14 protein-coding genes are annotated in these 18,003 nt (G+C 55.1%); 8 read left to right on the top strand and 6 right to left on the bottom strand.

What is annotated here, in order from left to right:
• Positions 1-219: 219 nt before the first annotated feature.
• Positions 220-2,250 (bottom strand): alpha-amylase, encoded by a 2,031-nt coding sequence (locus PUZ33_RS22545; RefSeq protein WP_058681636.1) that lies wholly within the window; start codon positions 2,248-2,250, stop codon positions 220-222.
• A 314-nt stretch (positions 2,251-2,564) separates the two neighbouring features.
• Here PUZ33_RS22545 and PUZ33_RS22540 point away from each other — a divergent pair, with 314 nt between their 5' ends.
• Complete coding sequence (locus PUZ33_RS22540; RefSeq protein WP_014830204.1) at positions 2,565-3,389, top strand: protein bax; 825 nt, start codon at positions 2,565-2,567, stop codon at positions 3,387-3,389.
• A 37-nt stretch (positions 3,390-3,426) separates the two neighbouring features.
• On the opposite strand, the gene xylR is transcribed toward PUZ33_RS22540, so the two are convergent.
• The 4 genes from xylR to xylF form a co-directional block, all read right to left on the bottom strand.
• The gene (xylR, locus tag PUZ33_RS22535; protein WP_014830205.1) at positions 3,427-4,605 is read right to left on the bottom strand and encodes a D-xylose utilization transcriptional activator XylR; all 1,179 of its coding nucleotides are present in this window, start codon (positions 4,603-4,605) and stop codon (positions 3,427-3,429) included.
• A gap of 33 nt (positions 4,606-4,638) precedes the next feature.
• Positions 4,639-5,820, bottom strand: a complete 1,182-nt coding sequence (xylH, locus tag PUZ33_RS22530) for a xylose ABC transporter permease XylH (protein ID WP_020686536.1) — start codon at positions 5,818-5,820, stop codon at positions 4,639-4,641.
• The gene (locus tag PUZ33_RS22525; protein ID WP_013094962.1) at positions 5,798-7,339 is read right to left on the bottom strand and encodes a xylose ABC transporter ATP-binding protein; all 1,542 of its coding nucleotides are present in this window, start codon (positions 7,337-7,339) and stop codon (positions 5,798-5,800) included. Before PUZ33_RS22525 ends, xylH begins: the two co-directional genes overlap by 23 nt.
• Positions 7,340-7,411: 72 nt before the next feature.
• Positions 7,412-8,404 carry a D-xylose ABC transporter substrate-binding protein gene (xylF, locus tag PUZ33_RS22520; protein WP_013094963.1) on the bottom strand — a complete coding sequence of 331 codons (993 nt, stop codon included), beginning with the start codon at positions 8,402-8,404 and terminating at the stop codon, positions 7,412-7,414.
• Between the two features lie 370 nt (positions 8,405-8,774).
• Here xylF and xylA point away from each other — a divergent pair, with 370 nt between their 5' ends.
• The 4 genes from xylA to PUZ33_RS22500 all read left to right on the top strand — a co-directional run bounded on the left by xylA (position 8,775) and on the right by PUZ33_RS22500 (position 13,174).
• Entirely contained in the window at positions 8,775-10,097 is a 1,323-nt protein-coding gene (gene xylA / locus PUZ33_RS22515) for a xylose isomerase (protein ID WP_014830210.1), read from the top strand.
• Between the two features lie 59 nt (positions 10,098-10,156).
• Positions 10,157-11,611, top strand: a complete 1,455-nt coding sequence (gene xylB, locus PUZ33_RS22510; RefSeq protein ID WP_047024125.1) for a xylulokinase — start codon at positions 10,157-10,159, stop codon at positions 11,609-11,611.
• A 103-nt stretch (positions 11,612-11,714) separates the two neighbouring features.
• The gene (locus tag PUZ33_RS22505; protein WP_058681637.1) at positions 11,715-12,254 is read left to right on the top strand and encodes an isochorismatase family protein; all 540 of its coding nucleotides are present in this window, start codon (positions 11,715-11,717) and stop codon (positions 12,252-12,254) included.
• On the top strand, positions 12,254-13,174 hold the full coding sequence (locus PUZ33_RS22500) for a GlxA family transcriptional regulator (protein WP_058681638.1): 921 nt from the start codon (positions 12,254-12,256) through the stop codon (positions 13,172-13,174). The genes PUZ33_RS22505 and PUZ33_RS22500 overlap by 1 nt, the downstream gene beginning before the upstream one ends.
• Here PUZ33_RS22500 and PUZ33_RS22495 read toward each other — a convergent pair.
• Complete coding sequence (locus tag PUZ33_RS22495) at positions 13,167-14,162, bottom strand: acyltransferase (protein WP_013094968.1); 996 nt, start codon at positions 14,160-14,162, stop codon at positions 13,167-13,169. The two genes, PUZ33_RS22500 and PUZ33_RS22495, sit on opposite strands and share 8 nt — an antisense overlap.
• Before the next feature lie 183 nt (positions 14,163-14,345).
• Here PUZ33_RS22495 and PUZ33_RS22490 point away from each other — a divergent pair, with 183 nt between their 5' ends.
• From PUZ33_RS22490 to glyS, 3 genes are all read left to right on the top strand, one after another.
• Positions 14,346-14,651, top strand: a complete 306-nt coding sequence (locus tag PUZ33_RS22490) for a YsaB family lipoprotein (RefSeq protein WP_023620070.1) — start codon at positions 14,346-14,348, stop codon at positions 14,649-14,651.
• 159 nt (positions 14,652-14,810) lie between these two features.
• Complete coding sequence (glyQ, locus tag PUZ33_RS22485; RefSeq protein ID WP_003860141.1) at positions 14,811-15,722, top strand: glycine--tRNA ligase subunit alpha; 912 nt, start codon at positions 14,811-14,813, stop codon at positions 15,720-15,722.
• A 9-nt stretch (positions 15,723-15,731) separates the two neighbouring features.
• Positions 15,732-17,801 (top strand): glycine--tRNA ligase subunit beta, encoded by a 2,070-nt coding sequence (gene glyS, locus PUZ33_RS22480; RefSeq protein WP_013094970.1) that lies wholly within the window; start codon positions 15,732-15,734, stop codon positions 17,799-17,801.
• Positions 17,802-18,003: the final 202 nt, after the last annotated feature.

Below are 18,003 nucleotides of genomic sequence, written 5' to 3'. Positions count from 1 at the left end.
TATCGGGGACGGGCGGATGTAACGTCCCTGTAAAGCCGCCCTCTCGGCGCATCCATGCGCCTCGCCCCGGCCTGCAGGAAACGCCTCAGCGATTTACAGCCGGACCAGGGCGTCGCTGTAAGTCATTCATTTTCCTGAAGCAACATTCATCGCTTCCGGTAAAAAATTACTGGGGATGCCTCAGCCGTAAGGGAGAGGGAGAAAACCGCGATGAGGGGGCTATTGGTTCCCCGCCCAGACGACCATGACTTTATCGCCATCATGTTCACGTACGAATCCATACCCCTCTTTCAGTGAAAGCGTGGTTTGCTTGCCTTCACCTATCGCCGGATGGCGGGCGCGGAACTGACCCAGCGTTTGCCAGTGGGCGACGGTTAACGCCTGTTTGCCCGTCACATCCTGCCAGTTCATATCCGAGCGTGTTCCCTGCAGAGGGTCGGAACCCGTCGGCCCGAACGGACGCTCTGATTCATCCCCATAATAGATTTGTACGCTGCCTGGCGCTAACAGCAGCAGTTCTGCCGCGCGCTGGCCCCCTTCGCGGAACAGGCGGGTGTCATGCGAAGAGAGATAGCTCAGAACGTTAAAGCTTTGCAGTTTTTCCGCCATCTGCTGCCAGGTCAGATCGATATCGGCCAGGCAGTTCACCGCTTTTGCCGCCTGCTCCTGATAATCGAAGTTAATCATCGCATCGAAGCCGTGGCGGTAATAATCGCTCTGCATGACCCCGTGGCCCCAGGATTCACCCGTCATCCAGAACGGCGCATTGTCGAGTTTTTTGTCCGGGTGAGCACCTTTCCAGGCCGCCAGCGCCTGGCTTGCCTGGTCCTTCAACTGCTGCCAGGCCGCCAGTTCCACGTGTTTTGCCGTATCAACACGGAAACCGTCAATGCCATACTCGCGTACCCACTGGCTGAGCCAGTGGGTCAGGTAATCGCGCGGGGTGTATCCCGGGATAGCTTTTGCCTGGGTATCGGGCTTGTGCTGATAGAAGTTTGGCAAACCGGACGGCGTGGTGGATTCCGTTTTCAGGTCGGGTAAAAACGCCAGTGACATGGTCAGGTCGTCAAAGCCCGGGTTGTTGTAATCGCCAATATCGGTGCGGATCCATTTTTTACCCCACCATTTTTCCCATGCGGCTTTATCGCTGAAGTTGATGTAATCATTAAAGCTGTGCCAGCTTTGTCCCGTGCCCGGCTTCCAGTCGGTCCAGCGTTCACCCAGCGTCTTCTTCAGCTCATCATCCTGCAGATAGAGCGCGCCAAACTGGTACTCCTGCATGTCGGCAAGCGTTGCGTAACCCACATGGTTCATGACGATATCGAACAGAATGCGGATGCCGCGCTTGTGCGCTTCATCGACGAGATGACGTAAATCATCTTCGGTGCCCATATTGGCATCAAGCCTGGTCCAGTCCTGCGTGTAGTAACCATGGTAGGCGTAGTGGGGGAAATCCCCTTTAGTGCCACCGCCGACCCAGCCATGGATCTGCTCAAGCGGGGAGCTTATCCAGAGCGCGTTTACCCCTAGTTGCTGCAGATAATCAAGCTTGCTCGCAAGCCCTTTCAGATCGCCGCCGTGGAAAGTGCCAATCTCCTGCATGCCGTCTTTGTGGCGGCCATAGCTGTTGTCATTCGTGGGGTCACCATTCACGAAGCGGTCGGTCAGCACGAAATAGACCGTAGCGTTTTGCCAGCTAAACGGCGCGGGTTTGTCGGTTTCGGCGCGCTCAAGCAGCAGCAGGCCGTTGCTGTTGGCGGCAGGCTGAAGGGTAATTTTTCCCTGCTGCACCGTCGCGGTTTGTTTGCTGTAGAAATCTCGCACCACGGAGCCTTCCGGGAAGGTGTTTCCCACCTCCAGCGTCAGGGGTTTTCCATCCCATTTTGGGCACTGGCGGATAACGTCTGCCACCGGTTGTTCTGCTGCGCTCTTGATGGTCAGCATCAGGGTTGGCGTGCCGGAACGGGTATCGACACGCATCTGGTACTCTCCGTCGCGGAACAGACGCCACTGCGGCGGCGTGCCGTCACACGGTTTGAGCGACAGCATCTCGTTGAGTTTTATCGCTTCTGTTGGCTGCCAGCACGTGTTGTCAAAACTCACTGTTAAAGGACGCGTACCCTTCGCAAGCTTTGCCTGGCTGGTGAACATTCCGGTGCCTTCGGCGCTGAATGCGTTAAATCCCGGCGATGACCAGTCAGCGTGTGCCAGTGCGGGTAACATCAGAAAAGCTACGGCGGTGCGTTTCATTCCATCTTCCTGTCGCGGCATTTTTGACCAGTGTGCCATCAGGTGAGGCGTAAAAACTCATCCCCCGGCGCTTTCTACAAGGATGACGCGAGAGGATGAGTGATCCCGCGCAAAATTAGGCAGTTATCTGCGAGATCGCACACAAATTTTCAGAATTGATGCTTAAGTGAGCACGTTTAAGGTGACATAGTTTCGGAATTGGACTATTTCTATACGTGCTCTTGAAGTCTATTTTTGATATGATTTGAGATTCCGCTCTCAAATTTGTGAAAAAAATAAGGTGTTGGAATGTTTATATCCGACCAGGAGACCTAATGATATCGACTCCCATTCGACGATATGGGGCCGCGATACTCATGTTACTCACCACGACATTTTCGGGTGGGGTGCTTGCAAAGACGCACACGGATACAACGAGTAAGAAAGCCCACGTAATAAAGACGACAAGCAGTAAGGTTAGCAGTAAACAAGAGTATTCTCGCAATAGTGCAAAGAGTAGTTCACTTCCTGATTTGCGAAAATACCCTTCCGGAACACCAAGGAAAAAAGCGTTTCTCCGGACAGTAATGCCTTACATCACAAGTCAAAACGCCGCGATTACGGCAGATCGTAACTGGTTGATCGCCAAACAGTACGATAGCCGCTGGACGCCGTCCGAGCGCGCGCGCCTGAAAGATATCGCAAAGCGCTACAAGGTAAGCTGGAACGGTAACACCCGTCGTGTGCCGTGGAACTCGCTCCTTGAGCGTGTCGACATCATCCCGGGCAGCATGGTTGCGACAATGGCTGCAGCCGAAAGTGGCTGGGGCACCTCGAAGCTGGCACGCAACAACAACAACCTCTTCGGCATGAAGTGTGTGAAGGGGCGTTGTAAAAATGCGCCGGGCAAGGTGAAGGGCTACTCGCAGTTTGAATCGGTGAAAGACTCAGTAAATGCCTATGTGGTAAACCTGAACACCCATCCGGCCTACTCGTCGTTCCGTAAGTCACGCGCACAGCTGCGTAAAGCGGATCAGGAAGTGACGGCCAGTACGATGATCCACAAGCTGAAAGGTTATTCCACCCAGGGTCAGCGCTATAACAACTATCTGTTTGCGATGTACCAGGATAACCAGCGACTTATCGCCGCCCATATGTAATCCCAATAACGCCTTCCACTGGAAGGCGTTTTCTTTTCTACATCATGACTTCGCTGTGGCGTTCCCGATACTCTTTCGGCGTGTTGTCGTATTCTTTACGGAACACCGAATAAAAATACTGCAGCGACGGATAGCCGCACATCTGCGAGATTTCGTTGATCGACAGCGACGTGGAGATGAGCAAACTGCGCGCTTTCTCCAGCTTCTCTGCGTGAATGACCGCATGAATGGTTTCGCCCACTTCCTCTTTAAAACGCTTCTCCAGATTTGAACGGGAAATACCCACGGAATCCAGCACCTGATCGACCTTGATACCTTTGCAGGCGTGGTTGCGGATAAAGTGCATCGCCTGAATGACTGCCGGGTCGTTTAAGGAGCGGTAATCCGTTGAGCGACGTTCTACCACGCGGACCGGGGGAACCAGCAGGCGCTGAAGCGGCAGGGATTCGTTATCCAGCAGACGATGCAGTAATTTTGCGGCCTGATACCCCATCTGTCGGGTGCCCTGCGCCACTGAGGAAAGGGCCACGCGAGAAAGGTAGCGGGTCAGCTCTTCGTTATCGATGCCAATCACGCACAGCTTCTCCGGCACCGGAATGTGCAAATGCTCGCAGACCTGCAATACGTGACGCGCGCGAGCGTCCGTCACGGCAATAATGCCGGTTTGCGGCGGCAGCGTCTGCAGCCAGTCAGCCAGACGGTTTTGCGCGTGCTGCCAGTTTTCCGGCGCGGTTTCCAGCCCCTGATAGACCACGCCGCGGTACTTCTCCTGGGCGACAAGCTGACAAAAGGCGTGTTCGCGCTCAACGGCCCAGCGCTTGCCGCTGGAGGCTGGTAAACCATAGAACGCAAAGCGATGGACGCCTTTCTCCTTTAAATGCAGAAACGCGCTTTCAACCAGCGCATGGTTATCGGTGGCGATATAGTGGACGGGAGGATAGTGCTCGGGCGAATGGTAAGAGCCGCCGACGCCCACAATCGGGACGTCGACGTCAGTCAGTAACTGCTCAATGACCGGGTCGTCATAGTCAGCGATGACGCCATCGCCCAGCCAGTCTTTGATGTTCTCGAGTCGGGTGCGGAAATCCTCTTCGATAAAGATATCCCACTCAGATTGCGACGCCTGCAAATATTCACCAACGCCCTCTACCACCTGTCGGTCGTAAGCTTTGTTGGCATTGAATAACAACGTAATGCGGTGACGCTTTTCAAACATGGCTCGCTTCCCAAATAAGTCACAATACGGTTATCAGGTACGCCGCTTGGTGGCAGAGTCCATCCACACTGCCAGCAAAAGAATGGCCCCCTTGACGATATACTGCCAAAACGTCGGGACGTCCATCATACTCATCCCGTTATCCAACGAAGCCATGATAAATGCCCCCATCACCGCACCCGCCACGCTGCCGACACCGCCCGCGAGGCTGGTACCGCCAATGACACAGGCGGCGATAGCATCCAGTTCGGCAATGTTCCCGGCTGACGGGGAACCCGCCCCGAGACGCGAGCTGAGGATCAACCCGGCGATAGCAACCATCAGACCGTTAATGGCAAAGACCGCCAGTTTGGTGCGCTCTACGTTAATGCCCGACAGACGGGCGGCCTCAAGGTTACCGCCGATGGCGTAAATACGGCGGCCAAACGCGGTGCGCGTGGCCATAAACATGCCGCCCAGCAGCAGGAGGGCCAGCAGGAGAACTGGCGTAGGGACGCCGCGATAGTCATTCAGGAGCCAAATCGCGCCGAGCACGATCACCGCAGTCAGTGCCTGACGTCCCACCACGGATGTTGATGGGGAGGAGGCCAGCCCCAGCGACTGACGGCGCATACGGCCACGCCATTGCCAGGCCACGAACGCCAGCAGCCCGACCACGCCGATGGTAAAGCCCACGCTGTCCGAGAGGTAGCTCTGACCAATCTGCGACATGGCGGCGCTGGTGGGAGAGACGGTGGTGCCGTTGGTGATGCCAATCAATACGCCGCGGAAGGCCAGCATTCCTGCCAGAGTAACAATGAACGACGGGACCTTCCGGTAGGCAACCCACCAGCCGTTCCAGGCACCCAGCACCAGACCTAATACCAGCGTCACCGCCACGGTCAGCGGCAGCGGCCAGCCGAGCCAGACGTCAAAAATGGCCGCGACGCCGCCGAGCAGGCCCATCATCGACCCCACCGACAGGTCGATTTCCGCCGAAATAATGACGAAGACCATGCCCACGGCCAGAATGCCGGTGATGGCAGTCTGGCGCAGCAGGTTAGAGACGTTACGCGCGCTCAGGTAGGAGCCATCGGTCATCCAGGTAAAAAACAGCATGATGGCGATAATGGCCGCGATCATCACGAATACCTGCAGGTTCAGCGCTTTTAACCCCGCGAATGCGCCGGGCGTCTGAACAGCGACTTTGATATCAGACGGATTGCTTTTCGACATGACGTTCGCTCCTTAAAGCGGCTTCCATCACCTGCTCCTGCGTCAGGTTCTGGTTAATCAGATTGGCTTTCAGTTTGCCCTCGTGCATGACCAGCACACGGTCGCTCAGGCCGAGCACTTCGGGTAATTCAGAGGAGATGACAATGACGGCGATCCCTTGCTGTACAAGCTGATTAATCAGTTTGTAGATTTCGTACTTTGCACCGATATCAATGCCGCGCGTCGGCTCATCCAGGATCAAGATGCGTGGATTGAGGAGCAGACAGCGCGCCAGAATGGCTTTTTGCTGGTTGCCTCCGCTCAGGCGCCCAATGGCCAGTTCCGGTGAGGATGTTTTCACTTTGAGGCGGGCGAGAGATTGCAAAATGCACTGCTGCTCTGCGGCATCATCAAGGCTGCTCAGCGCGCCGGAGAACTGATCGAGTGCCGCGAGCGTGATGTTTTTACCCACCGCCATCACCGGCACGATGCCGTCTTTTTTGCGGTCTTCCGGCACCATGGCAATTCCGTGGGCAATTGCCTGCTGGCAGTTGTCGATTTTCACCGGCTTGCCATCAATATAAACCGTGCCTTCCCAGCGCCCTGGCCAGACGCCGAACAGGCACTGCACGGCTTCAGTACGTCCGGCGCCGACGAGCCCGGCAACACCGAGAATTTCACCCCGGTGCAGGGAAAAGGAGATGTTGTTTACGCGTTTGATATGGCGATTTACCGGGTGCCACGCGGTCAGGTTTTCTACGCGTAACACTTCATCACCCGTTGTGTGAGGTTCATTCGGGTAGAGCGCCGTCAGTTCGCGGCCCACCATCATGGTGATGATGTCATCCTCGCTCATGCCTTCGGCTTCGCGTGTGCCGATGTGTTGACCATCGCGGATCACGCAGATGGTGTCCGAAATGGCTTTGACCTCGTTGAGTTTGTGAGAAATGTAGATGCAGGCGATACCGTGATTTTGCAGATCGCGGATGATATCCAGCAGGACGGCCGTTTCCTGTTCGGTGAGAGAGGCCGTGGGTTCGTCGAGGATCAGCAGCCTGACCTGTTTGTTCAGCGCCTTAGCGATTTCAACCAGCTGTTGCTGCCCCAGACCCAGGTCTCCCACGCGGGTATCCGGCGAAATGGCCAGACTGACCTGCGCCAGCAGTTTTTCACAGCGTAGCGTCATGGTGTCGTAATCCAGCACGCCGTGGCGCGAAATTTCGGCCCCGAGGAAAATGTTCTCCAGCACGGTGAGATGCTTCACCAGCGCCAGCTCCTGGTGAATGATGGCGATACCCTTACGTTCAGTATCGCGAATGTGGGTGGCCTGAATGACCTCGCCGGCAAAGACAATTTCACCTTCGTAGCTGCCATGCGGATAGATCCCGCACAACACTTTCATAAGCGTCGACTTACCCGAACCGTTTTCGCCGCAGAGCGAAACCACTTCACCAGGATTTAGCCGCAGGCTCACGTTATCGACCGCTTTCACCGCGCCAAAACGCTTGGTGATGCTCTTCATTTCAAGTAAATAAGGCATAACTGCTCCACATGACCCGAGGTAAAAACAGTACAAGTCGATGCGCCCCCGCAGGGCAGGGGCTGCGCTGGATTACAGTTCACTCTTCTTGTGGAAACCGTCTTTGATAACGGTGGCGTCAATGTTCTCTTTATTGACTTCAATTGGCGTGAGCAGGCGTGCCGGCACATCTTTCAGACCGTTGTTCAGCGTCGCGTCGGCTTTCGGTTGTTTACCGTTCCCCAGCTCTACGGCGATCTCTGCAGCCGTGTTGGCCAGTTCAGTGATGGGCTTATACACTGTCATGGTCTGGGTGCCCGCAATGATGCGTTTTACACCGGCGAGATCCGCATCCTGGCCTGAAATGGCCACTTTCCCGGCCAGCCCCTGCGCGCTCAGCGCCTGAATGGCACCCCCGGCGGTGGCGTCGTTGGAGGCGACGACGGCATCAATTTTGTTGTTGTTCGCGGTTAGCGCGTTTTCCATAATTTTTAGCGCGTTTTCAGGCAACCAGCCGTCCGCCCATTGATCGCCAACCACTTTAATCTTGCCGCTGTCGATATACGGCTTGAGGACTTTCATCTGGCCTTCACGGAACAGTTTGGCGTTGTTATCCACCGGTGAGCCGCCCATCAGGAAATAATTGCCCTGCGGCACTTTATCGACCAGGCTTTTTGCCTGCAGTTCGCCCACTTTTTCATTGTCGAACGAAATATAATAATCAATGTCCGCATTATTAATCATGCGGTCATACGCCAGAACTTTAATCCCTTCTTGCTTCGCTTCTTTCACGACGTTACTTAATACCTGGCCGTTATAAGGGATAATGACCAGTACATCAACGCCACGGTTAATCATATTCTCAATTTGCGACATCTGCGTTTCTTCGTTGCCATTTGCAGACTGCACAAACACACTTGCGCCAAGTGATTCCGCTTTTTTTACAAAAATATCGCGATCTTTTTGCCAGCGCTCCAGACGCAGGTCGTCAATCGCCATGCCAATTTTGACCTCTTTGGCATGTCCTGCAAAGCTTGCAAGGAGGAGAGTAGTGCAGAGCGTTAGGGTAAGGTTCTTTATCTTCATAATTATTAGGCCTTTTGTAGGGGTATGTGTTGCTGAGATAAAAGAAACATTCACTGCTTAGACGCAGCAAATTTTTAACGCGGAAAGGCGGGCTGGCAATTACAGATTTTTATCTTCTCATTACGATATTTGGTTTATTTCTGAATTTATGACCGCGATCGGATTTTAAAATACGTAAGGTCTTAATTACATTTGATTATGGAATCTGCGCCGAAAAATAGTTTGCTTGCGCATTATTTTGCGAGCCAGCGCACAGTTGCGCATTCTCTCAATAGCAGTGTGAAATAACGTAATTGAGCAACCCAAAATGTCTATTCACTATTACTCCTGTATCAACGACTCGCCGCATACCCTGATTATGGAGCTCAATATGCAAGCTTATTTCGACCAACTCGATCGTGTTCGTTACGAAGGCCCGAAAACGACCAATCCTTTAGCATTTCGTCACTACAACCCGGATGAGCTGGTGCTGGGTAAGCGCATGGAAGATCATCTGCGCTTTGCCGCCTGTTACTGGCATACCTTCTGCTGGAACGGCGCCGATATGTTCGGTGTGGGTTCCTTTGACCGCCCGTGGCAACAGCCGGGAGAGGCTATCGAGCTGGCGAAGCGCAAAGCGGATGTGGCATTTGAATTCTTCCACAAGCTGAACGTGCCGTATTACTGCTTCCATGACGTGGATGTGTCGCCGGAAGGCGCATCGCTGAAAGAGTACCTGAACAACTTTGCGCAGATGGTGGATGTGCTGGCGGCGAAGCAGCAGCAAAGTGGCGTGAAGCTGCTGTGGGGCACGGCTAACTGCTTCACGAACCCTCGCTATGGTGCCGGGGCAGCAACAAACCCGGATCCAGAAGTATTTAGCTGGGCGGCCACGCAGGTCGTGACCGCAATGAACGCCACGCATCAGTTGGGCGGCGAGAACTATGTTCTGTGGGGCGGACGTGAGGGTTATGAAACCCTGCTGAATACCGATCTGCGTCAGGAGCGCGAGCAGATTGGCCGCTTCATGCAGATGGTGGTTGAGCATAAGCATAAAATCGGTTTCCGCGGCACGCTGCTGATTGAACCGAAGCCACAGGAACCAACCAAGCATCAGTACGATTACGACGTCGCGACCGTGTACGGCTTCCTGAAGCAGTTCGGCCTGGAAAAAGAGATTAAAGTTAACATTGAAGCCAACCATGCCACCCTGGCGGGTCACTCTTTCCATCACGAAATTGCGTCTGCCATTGCGCTGGGCATCTTCGGCTCGGTCGATGCTAACCGTGGTGATGCGCAGCTGGGCTGGGATACCGACCAGTTCCCGAACAGCGTGGAAGAGAATGCGCTGGTGATGTATGAAATCATCAAAGCGGGTGGTTTCACTACCGGCGGCCTGAACTTTGACGCCAAAGTGCGTCGTCAGAGCACCGATAAATACGATCTGTTCTACGGCCACATTGGCGCGATGGATACCATGGCGCTGGCGCTGAAAGTCGCTGCGCGCATGATTGAAGACGGTGAGCTGGATAAACGTGTCGCGAAGCGTTACAGCGGCTGGAACAGTGAGCTGGGCCAGCAAATTTTGAAAGGCCAGTTATCGCTTGCGGAAATCGCGAAGTACGCTGAACAACATCAGCTGGCGCCACAGCACCAGAGCGGACACCAGGAACTGCTGGAAAATCTGGTCAATCACTATTTGTTCGACAAGTAAAAACGTAGGCCCGGTAAGCGGAAGCGCCACCGGGCATTTCTGTCAAAGGAGCCACCACAATGTATATCGGGATTGATCTTGGCACATCGGGTGTGAAAGCCATCCTCTTAAGCGAGCAGGGTGACGTGTTGGCAACGCAGACTGAAAAACTGCAGGTTTCGCGTCCGCATCCGTTATGGTCGGAACAGGATCCGGAGCAGTGGTGGCAAGCGACGGATCGCGCAATCAAGGGGTTAGGTGAACAGCACAGTTTGCGTGAGGTCACCGCGCTGGGTATCGCCGGACAGATGCACGGCGCTACGCTGCTGGACAGCCAGCATCGCGTGCTGCGCCCTGCGATCCTCTGGAACGATGGCCGCTGTGCGGAAGAGTGCGCACTCCTTGAAGAGCGAGTGCCTGCGTCCCGTGACATCACCGGCAACCTGATGATGCCCGGCTTCACCGCGCCGAAGCTTCTCTGGGTGCAACGCCATGAGCCGGAGATTTTCCGTCAGGTGGCGAAGGTCTTACTGCCAAAAGATTATCTGCGTTTTCGCATGACGGGGGATTTTGCCAGCGACATGTCCGACGCCGCCGGCACCATGTGGCTCGACGTGGCGAAACGCGACTGGAGCGAGGCGATGCTGGATGCCTGTCATCTCACCCGTGAGCATATGCCCGCACTCTTTGAAGGCAGCGAAATTACCGGCACCTTACAGTCCGCCATAGCGGAACGCTGGAATATGCCTGCTGTGCCGGTGGTGGCTGGCGGCGGGGATAATGCGGCGGGCGCCGTGGGTGTCGGCATGGTTGATGCGGGCCAGGCCATGCTGTCTCTCGGCACCTCTGGCGTCTATTTTGCCGTCAGCGACGGATATCGCAGCAACCCGGAAAGCGCGGTGCACAGTTTTTGCCATGCGCTGCCAGGAAAATGGCATTTGATGTCGGTGATGCTCAGTGCAGCTTCTTGCCTGGACTGGGCGGCGAAGCTGACCGGGATGGCCGATGTTCCGGCATTGATTACCGCAGCACAGCAGGCGGATGAAAACGCTGGTACCGTCTGGTTTTTACCGTATCTCTCCGGTGAGCGTACACCGCACAACAACCCGGAAGCGAAAGGGGTATTTTTTGGCTTAACCCATCAGCACGGTCCTGCGGAACTGGCGCGTGCGGTTCTGGAAGGCGTGGGCTATGCGCTGGCGGATGGAATGGACGTGGTGCATGACTGCGGCCTGAAACCAGCAAGCATCACCCTGATCGGCGGCGGCGCACGCAGCAGCTACTGGCGCCAGATGCTCTCTGATATCAGTGGATTGCAGCTGGACTATCGTACCGGGGGCGATGTGGGCCCGGCGCTGGGTGCCGCGCGGCTGGCGCAGATAGCCATGAACCCGGAAAAACCGCTTTCGCAACTGTTGCCACAGCTCACGCTGGAACAGGCTCATCTGCCCGACGCAACTCGCCACGCGCGATATGCTGAAAGGCGCGATGTGTTCCGCAAAATCTATCAGCAGTTGCTGCCGCTGATGTCATAAGCGTGATTGTCTGTCAGAGGCATGAGGATGTCCTTTTTTGGTCTGTCCGCGTGCCTGTTTCCTCGCCAGTATGTATTTATACCCACTGGCGAGGAGCACCATCATGTCACGTATTGCATTAATCAACATCGATACCCAACAGTCTTTTCATCACCGCGATTACTGGCAGGAGCAAGATGTTTCGGCCTTTCAGCAGGCAATGCTGGGGCTGACAGAAGGCTGCCAGTCGCGCGGTATTCCCGTCGTTGATATTTTCCATGTGGATGAAAAAGGCCCTTTCTCACTGCAAAGCGGCTATGTCAAACCGATGGCCTTTTTACGTCATCAGCCGGATGTGGTTTTCCAGAAACATGTTCATAATGCCTTCACGGATACGGGCCTGGATCGCTGGCTGCGCGAGCGTGATATCAACCAGCTGATCCTATGCGGTATTCGCACTGAACAGTGCTGCGAAACCACCGCACGGGTGGCATCCGATCTGGGTTATGCTGTGACCTTTGTTAGCGAGGCAATGCTCACGTTTCCTATGACGTACAAGGGCGTAACCCTTAGCGCTGCGGAAATTCGTCATCGTACCGAAACGGTACTGTCAGGGCGATTTGCCGCGATTAAAACGGTAGCGGAGACGCTGGAGTCACTGTAATGCGCATCGACGTTTGGTTCGTTATGTTGCCCGGGGTGTTGTCATTAGACATGACTGGCCCGGCAGAAACCTTTGTCCTGGCAGGCGATGCGTTTCGTCTGCATTACATTGGCCCGCAACCTGAGGTGCAAACGTCGATTGGTTTGATGATGAGCGGTATCGCGCCATTACCGGAAAGGCTTCCGGAAGGGAGCCTGCTGGTTCTGCCTGGTGTAAGCGACTCCCGCGTTCAGTTTTCTACGCCGCAGGCGATGCAGATCCAGCACTGGCTGATGCGCCTGCAGCCAGCTATTCAGCGTCAGGATATCACCGTGATGTGCGTCTGCTCAGGGGCTTTGCTGGCAGCAAAATCAGGGTTGCTGAACAACCGGCAGTGCACAACGCATCATGAGGTTATCGACCGTTTACGCGCTGCCGCCCCCACGGCGACGATCAAAGAGAACCGGATATTCGTGCAGGATGAGAATGTCTGGACCAGCGCAGGGATCACCTCGGGTATCGACCTGGCGCTGCATATGATTAACCGTCTGTGCGGGCCAGAAAAGGCGCTGGCCGTGGCACGCGAGATGGTGGTCTGGTTCCGTCGGTCCGGGGACGATCCGCAGCTATCGCCATGGTTACGCTATCGCAATCATCTTCATCCGGCTATCCACCGTGCTCAGGATGCGCTCACCGCAGACCCGCAAAAAGCGTGGAACGTGCCGGATATTGCCGCGCTGGCGCATGTCAGCCCGCGCCATTTAACCCGTCTTTTCCAGACGCATTTGGGGATAAGCGTTCGCGATTACCTGGAGCAGCTGCGTCTGGCGGTGGCGGAGCAATGGCTATTGCAGGGGCGCGGCGTGGAGCAGGCCTCACTGGCGGCAGGGTTTTCCTCCCCGCGCCAGTTTCATCGGGCCCGACAGCGCGTCGTCAACTGACGAAGCGGCGGGTGTCTAGCTTCTGTAGCAGCATCGACAGCAACAGGCTCACGACCAGTGTGACGGAGAAAATCCAGACGATATCCAGCACTGGCCAGCTTTTGAGTTCAACGCCTCTCGTGCGTAGTGCGTGGATCACCAGCGCGTGAAAACCATAAATCCCCAGCGAGTGTCGCGAGATAAAACCCAGCACGGGAAGAGGGCGCGCGTTCAGGGTGTTTTTAACGAGCGTCAGCAGGGAAACGGCACAAATGAAGACCATCGGCCCGCAGTACAGATACCATGTATCGGCAAAATTGCCGCGCCATTGCAGCTCATGCAGCGTCCCGCGTGAAATGATAATCACCCCGATGATAAACAACGCGCCACATAGCCAGCTGATACCCCGCTTTTGGGTATCCATCATCCCGATGGCGCGCCCCAGCATGCCGTAGAGCACGTAGTAAAACGTATCGCCATTGATGTAGAGGTTTACCGGTAGCCACTCAAAACCGTCGATTTTTTGTGAGACGGTATTCGGGTTGGCGATGATGCCTATCACCACCATCAGCGCCAGGAGCATCTTTCCGCTGACGTTTTTTACCTGAATCAACGGTGATACCAGGTAGATAACGATAATGGCGAAGAAAAACCACAGGTGGTAAAACACCGGCTTTTGCAGCAGATATTTGAGTGACAGGCCGGGGCTAATGGAGGTAAACAGCGTGATGTAAATCAGCGCGACGGCGCTATAAAAGCCGAGACACGCGGCGATACGAATAAAATGTCGCGGTTGTGCGCTACGCTCGCCAAAAAAGAGAAAGCCGGAAATCATAAAGAACAGCGGAACGCTGACACGCGACGCGGAGTTGAGAATATTCGCGACATCCCAGTTAACAGGGCTGATACTGTGTGCGTTCGTAACATACCAGGTCGTCGTGTGGATCATCACCACCATCAGACACGCTATTCCTCGCAGATTATCAATCCAGCTAATTTTTGACTGCATCAGTTCCTCTTTTTCCCTGTAAATAGAGTGTGACTGCTATTGTGTAAAAGTCTTTCCTTGGAAAAATCTGAGTTTTATAACGCGGACTTGTCTGGCCATCGCGAGATTCGCAGAATGCCAGACCGTAATCTATAAAAGCTTTGCTACTAAAAATAACAGCCACTGACCGGGTCGGTAATAAAAATGATGATGAAGCGTGTGGGGTCACTCTTTCTGCTGGTGGTACTGGCCGGATGCAGTACGCCTCAGGAAGCACCTGCGCAAAAAGCGCAGCAGGGCAAAATGAGCCCGGAACGTTCGCTGAATATGGAACAGCTGTGTAAAGATCAGGCGGCTCACCGCTATAACCTGGATACCCAGAAAATTGATGTCACCGGCTTTGAGCGTTTTCAGGGCAGCTATGAGCTTCGGGGCCATACCTCTCGTAAAGAGGGCTTTGTCTGCTCGTTTGATGCGGACGGCCAGTTTTTACATCTCTCCATGCGCTAATCTGCTCGCATAATCGACAGCCAGACGCTCGCCGCGTTCTGGCTCGACGCTTATTTCCCAATTTTCCCTAAACAACCCCGTTTCGTACTGTATATCTTGCAGCCAGCGGGTATACTGGTCCCTTCCATTTAAAACCACACGTATCCAGCACGAAATACTATGCAAAAGTTTGATACCAAGACCTTCCAGGGCCTGATCCTGACCTTACAGGATTACTGGGCTCGCCAGGGCTGCACCATTGTTCAACCTTTGGACATGGAAGTCGGCGCAGGCACCTCACACCCGATGACCAGCTTACGCGCGTTGGGGCCAGAGCCAATGGCGACTGCTTATGTGCAGCCTTCCCGTCGTCCGACCGATGGCCGTTACGGCGAAAACCCAAACCGTCTGCAGCACTACTATCAGTTCCAGGTGGTCATTAAGCCATCGCCAGACAATATTCAGGAACTGTACCTTGGGTCACTGAAAGAGCTGGGTATGGATCCGACCATTCACGACATTCGTTTCGTGGAAGATAACTGGGAAAACCCAACGCTGGGTGCCTGGGGTCTGGGTTGGGAAGTGTGGCTGAACGGCATGGAAGTGACCCAGTTTACCTACTTCCAGCAGGTTGGCGGTCTGGAATGTAAGCCGATCACCGGTGAAATCACCTATGGTCTGGAACGTCTGGCAATGTACATTCAGGGCGTAGACAGCGTTTACGACCTGGTCTGGAGCGACGGCCCGCTGGGTAAAACCACTTACGGCGACGTGTTCCATCAGAACGAAGTGGAGCAATCCACCTATAACTTCGAATACGCGGATGTGGACTTCCTGTTCACCTGCTTCGAGCAGTACGAGAAAGAAGCGCAGCAACTGCTGGCGCTGGAGACTCCGCTGCCGCTGCCTGCCTACGAGCGTATTTTGAAGGCCGCCCACAGCTTCAACCTGCTGGACGCCCGCAAAGCGATCTCCGTGACTGAACGTCAGCGCTACATTCTGCGTATTCGTACCCTGACCAAAGCCGTTGCAGAAGCTTACTATGCGTCCCGTGAAGCCCTTGGCTTCCCGATGTGCAACCGAAACAAATAAGAGGCGGCCATGTCTGAGAAAACTTTCCTGGTGGAAATTGGCACCGAAGAGCTGCCACCAAAAGCCCTGCGCAGCCTGGCTGAATCTTTTGCTGCGAACGTGACTGCCGAGCTGGATAACGCTGGCCTGGCGCACGGTAAAATTGAGTGGTTTGCTGCTCCGCGTCGTCTGGCGCTGAAAGTGGCGAACCTGGCGGCGTCTCAGCCGGATCGTGAAGTGGAAAAACGTGGCCCGGCGATTGCCCAGGCGTTCGACGCGGAAGGCAAGCCAAGCAAAGCGGCAGAAGGCTGGGCGCGCGGTTGCGGTATTACCGTTGACCAGGCCGAGCGTCTGACCACTGACAAAGGCGAATGGCTGCTGTATCGCGCTCACGTAAAAGGTGAACGCGCCGAAGCACTGCTGCCAAACATGATCGCCACTTCGCTGGCTAAGCTGCCGATTCCTAAGCTGATGCGCTGGGGTGCGTCCGACGTACACTTCGTGCGTCCGGTTCACACCGTGACCCTGCTGCTGGGCGACACCGTTATTCCGGCGACCATTCTGGGCGTGGCGTCCGATCGCGTCATTCGCGGCCACCGCTTTATGGGCGAGCCAGAGTTCACCATCGACAATGCCGACCAGTATCCGCAGATCCTGCTGGAGCGCGGTAAAGTCATTGCTGACTACGAACAGCGTAAAGCTAAAATCAAAGCCGACGCTGAAGAGGCGGCGCGCAAGATTGGCGGTAACGCTGACCTGAGCGACAGCCTGCTGGAAGAGGTCACCTCGCTGGTGGAATGGCCGGTTGTGCTGACCGCGAAGTTCGAAGAGAAATTCCTCGCGGTTCCGGCAGAAGCGCTGGTGTACACCATGAAGGGTGACCAGAAATACTTCCCGGTTTATGCCAACGACGGCAAGCTGCTGCCAAACTTTATCTTCGTGGCGAACATCGAATCGAAAGATCCGCAGCAGATTATCTCCGGTAACGAGAAAGTGGTGCGTCCACGTCTGGCGGATGCGGAGTTCTTCTTCAATACCGACCGTAAAAAACGTCTGGAAGATAACCTGCCGCGCCTGCAGACCGTGCTGTTCCAGCAGCAGCTGGGTACGCTGCGCGACAAGACCGACCGTATCGCGGAGCTGTCCGGCTGGATCGCCCGTGAAATCGGCGCGGACGTTAACCATGCCACCCGTGCGGGTCTGCTCTCCAAGTGCGACCTGATGACCAACATGGTGTTCGAGTTTACCGACACCCAGGGCGTTATGGGTATGCACTACGCGCGTCACGATGGCGAAGCGGAAGATGTGGCGGTTGCCCTGAACGAACAGTATCAGCCGCGCTTTGCTGGCGATGAACTGCCGTCTAACCCGGTTGCCTGTGCGGTCGCGATTGCCGATAAAATGGATACCCTGGCGGGGATCTTCGGTATCGGCCAGCATCCAAAAGGCGACAAAGACCCGTTCGCGCTGCGTCGTGCGGCGCTGGGCGTGCTGCGTATCATCGTTGAGAAGAACCTGAACCTCGATCTGCAGACTCTGACTGAAGAAGCGGTGCGTCTGTACGGTGACAAGCTGACCAATGCCAACGTGGTGGATGACGTGATCGACTTTATGCTCGGTCGCTTCCGCGCGTGGTATCAGGACGAAGGTTACACCGTGGATACCATTCAGGCGGTGCTGGCGCGTCGTCCAACGCGTCCGGCTGACTTCGATGCGCGTATGAAGGCGGTTTCTCACTTCCGTACGCTGGAAGCGGCATCTGCCCTGGCGGCGGCGAACAAGCGTGTCTCCAACATTCTGGCGAAATCTGACGAAACGCTGAACGAGCGTGTGAACGCAGCGACGCTGAAAGAGCCGGAAGAGATCGCCCTGGCGATGCAGGTTGTGGTGCTGCGTGACAAGCTGGAGCCATACTTCGCAGAAGGCCGTTATCAGGAAGCGCTGGTAGAACTGGCGGAACTGCGTGACGTTATCGACGCCTTCTTCGAAAAAGTGATGGTCAACGTGGAAGATAAAGATCTGCGTATTAACCGTCTCTCTATGCTCGAAAAACTGCGTGAGCTGTTCCTGCGCGTGGCGGATATCTCGCTGCTGCAGTAATGTGCCCGCCGGGCATGTACAGGCTAAAAACCCGCTTCGGCGGGTTTTTTTTATGGCGTGCGGGTGAAAATTTAATCTTGAAATGGTCAACATATTACCGCTATCCTTATCGGCGTTAACTTTCTCCCTCAGGAGCGCATTCCGAAAATGAACAAACACGACTGATGAATTTCGATCCTTGCTAAACGCGACCGCGTCGGCA

Source organism: Enterobacter cloacae complex sp. 2022EL-00981 (genome assembly GCF_028737495.1).
Classification (GTDB): domain Bacteria; phylum Pseudomonadota; class Gammaproteobacteria; order Enterobacterales; family Enterobacteriaceae; genus Enterobacter; species Enterobacter cloacae.
The sequence above is the reverse complement of the archived record's forward strand: the minus strand, read 5'-3'. Positions and strand labels throughout refer to the sequence as shown.

What these genes read in the sequence shown, in the direction of transcription:
- PUZ33_RS22490 (WP_023620070.1), top strand. Translation starts at nt 14,346, where the DNA reads ATGATGATGAAGCGTGTGGGGTCACTCTTTCTGCTGGTGGTACTGGCC.
- PUZ33_RS22525 (WP_013094962.1), bottom strand. Translation starts at nt 7,339, where the DNA reads ATGCCTTATTTACTTGAAATGAAGAGCATCACCAAGCGTTTTGGCGCG.
- xylB (WP_047024125.1), top strand. Translation starts at nt 10,157, where the DNA reads ATGTATATCGGGATTGATCTTGGCACATCGGGTGTGAAAGCCATCCTC.
- glyS (WP_013094970.1), top strand. Translation starts at nt 15,732, where the DNA reads ATGTCTGAGAAAACTTTCCTGGTGGAAATTGGCACCGAAGAGCTGCCA.
- PUZ33_RS22495 (WP_013094968.1), bottom strand. Translation starts at nt 14,162, where the DNA reads ATGCAGTCAAAAATTAGCTGGATTGATAATCTGCGAGGAATAGCGTGT.
- glyQ (WP_003860141.1), top strand. Translation starts at nt 14,811, where the DNA reads ATGCAAAAGTTTGATACCAAGACCTTCCAGGGCCTGATCCTGACCTTA.
- xylA (WP_014830210.1), top strand. Translation starts at nt 8,775, where the DNA reads ATGCAAGCTTATTTCGACCAACTCGATCGTGTTCGTTACGAAGGCCCG.
- PUZ33_RS22540 (WP_014830204.1), top strand. Translation starts at nt 2,565, where the DNA reads ATGATATCGACTCCCATTCGACGATATGGGGCCGCGATACTCATGTTA.
- xylR (WP_014830205.1), bottom strand. Translation starts at nt 4,605, where the DNA reads ATGTTTGAAAAGCGTCACCGCATTACGTTGTTATTCAATGCCAACAAA.
- PUZ33_RS22505 (WP_058681637.1), top strand. Translation starts at nt 11,715, where the DNA reads ATGTCACGTATTGCATTAATCAACATCGATACCCAACAGTCTTTTCAT.
- xylH (WP_020686536.1), bottom strand. Translation starts at nt 5,820, where the DNA reads ATGTCGAAAAGCAATCCGTCTGATATCAAAGTCGCTGTTCAGACGCCC.
- PUZ33_RS22545 (WP_058681636.1), bottom strand. Translation starts at nt 2,250, where the DNA reads ATGAAACGCACCGCCGTAGCTTTTCTGATGTTACCCGCACTGGCACAC.
- xylF (WP_013094963.1), bottom strand. Translation starts at nt 8,404, where the DNA reads ATGAAGATAAAGAACCTTACCCTAACGCTCTGCACTACTCTCCTCCTT.
- PUZ33_RS22500 (WP_058681638.1), top strand. Translation starts at nt 12,254, where the DNA reads ATGCGCATCGACGTTTGGTTCGTTATGTTGCCCGGGGTGTTGTCATTA.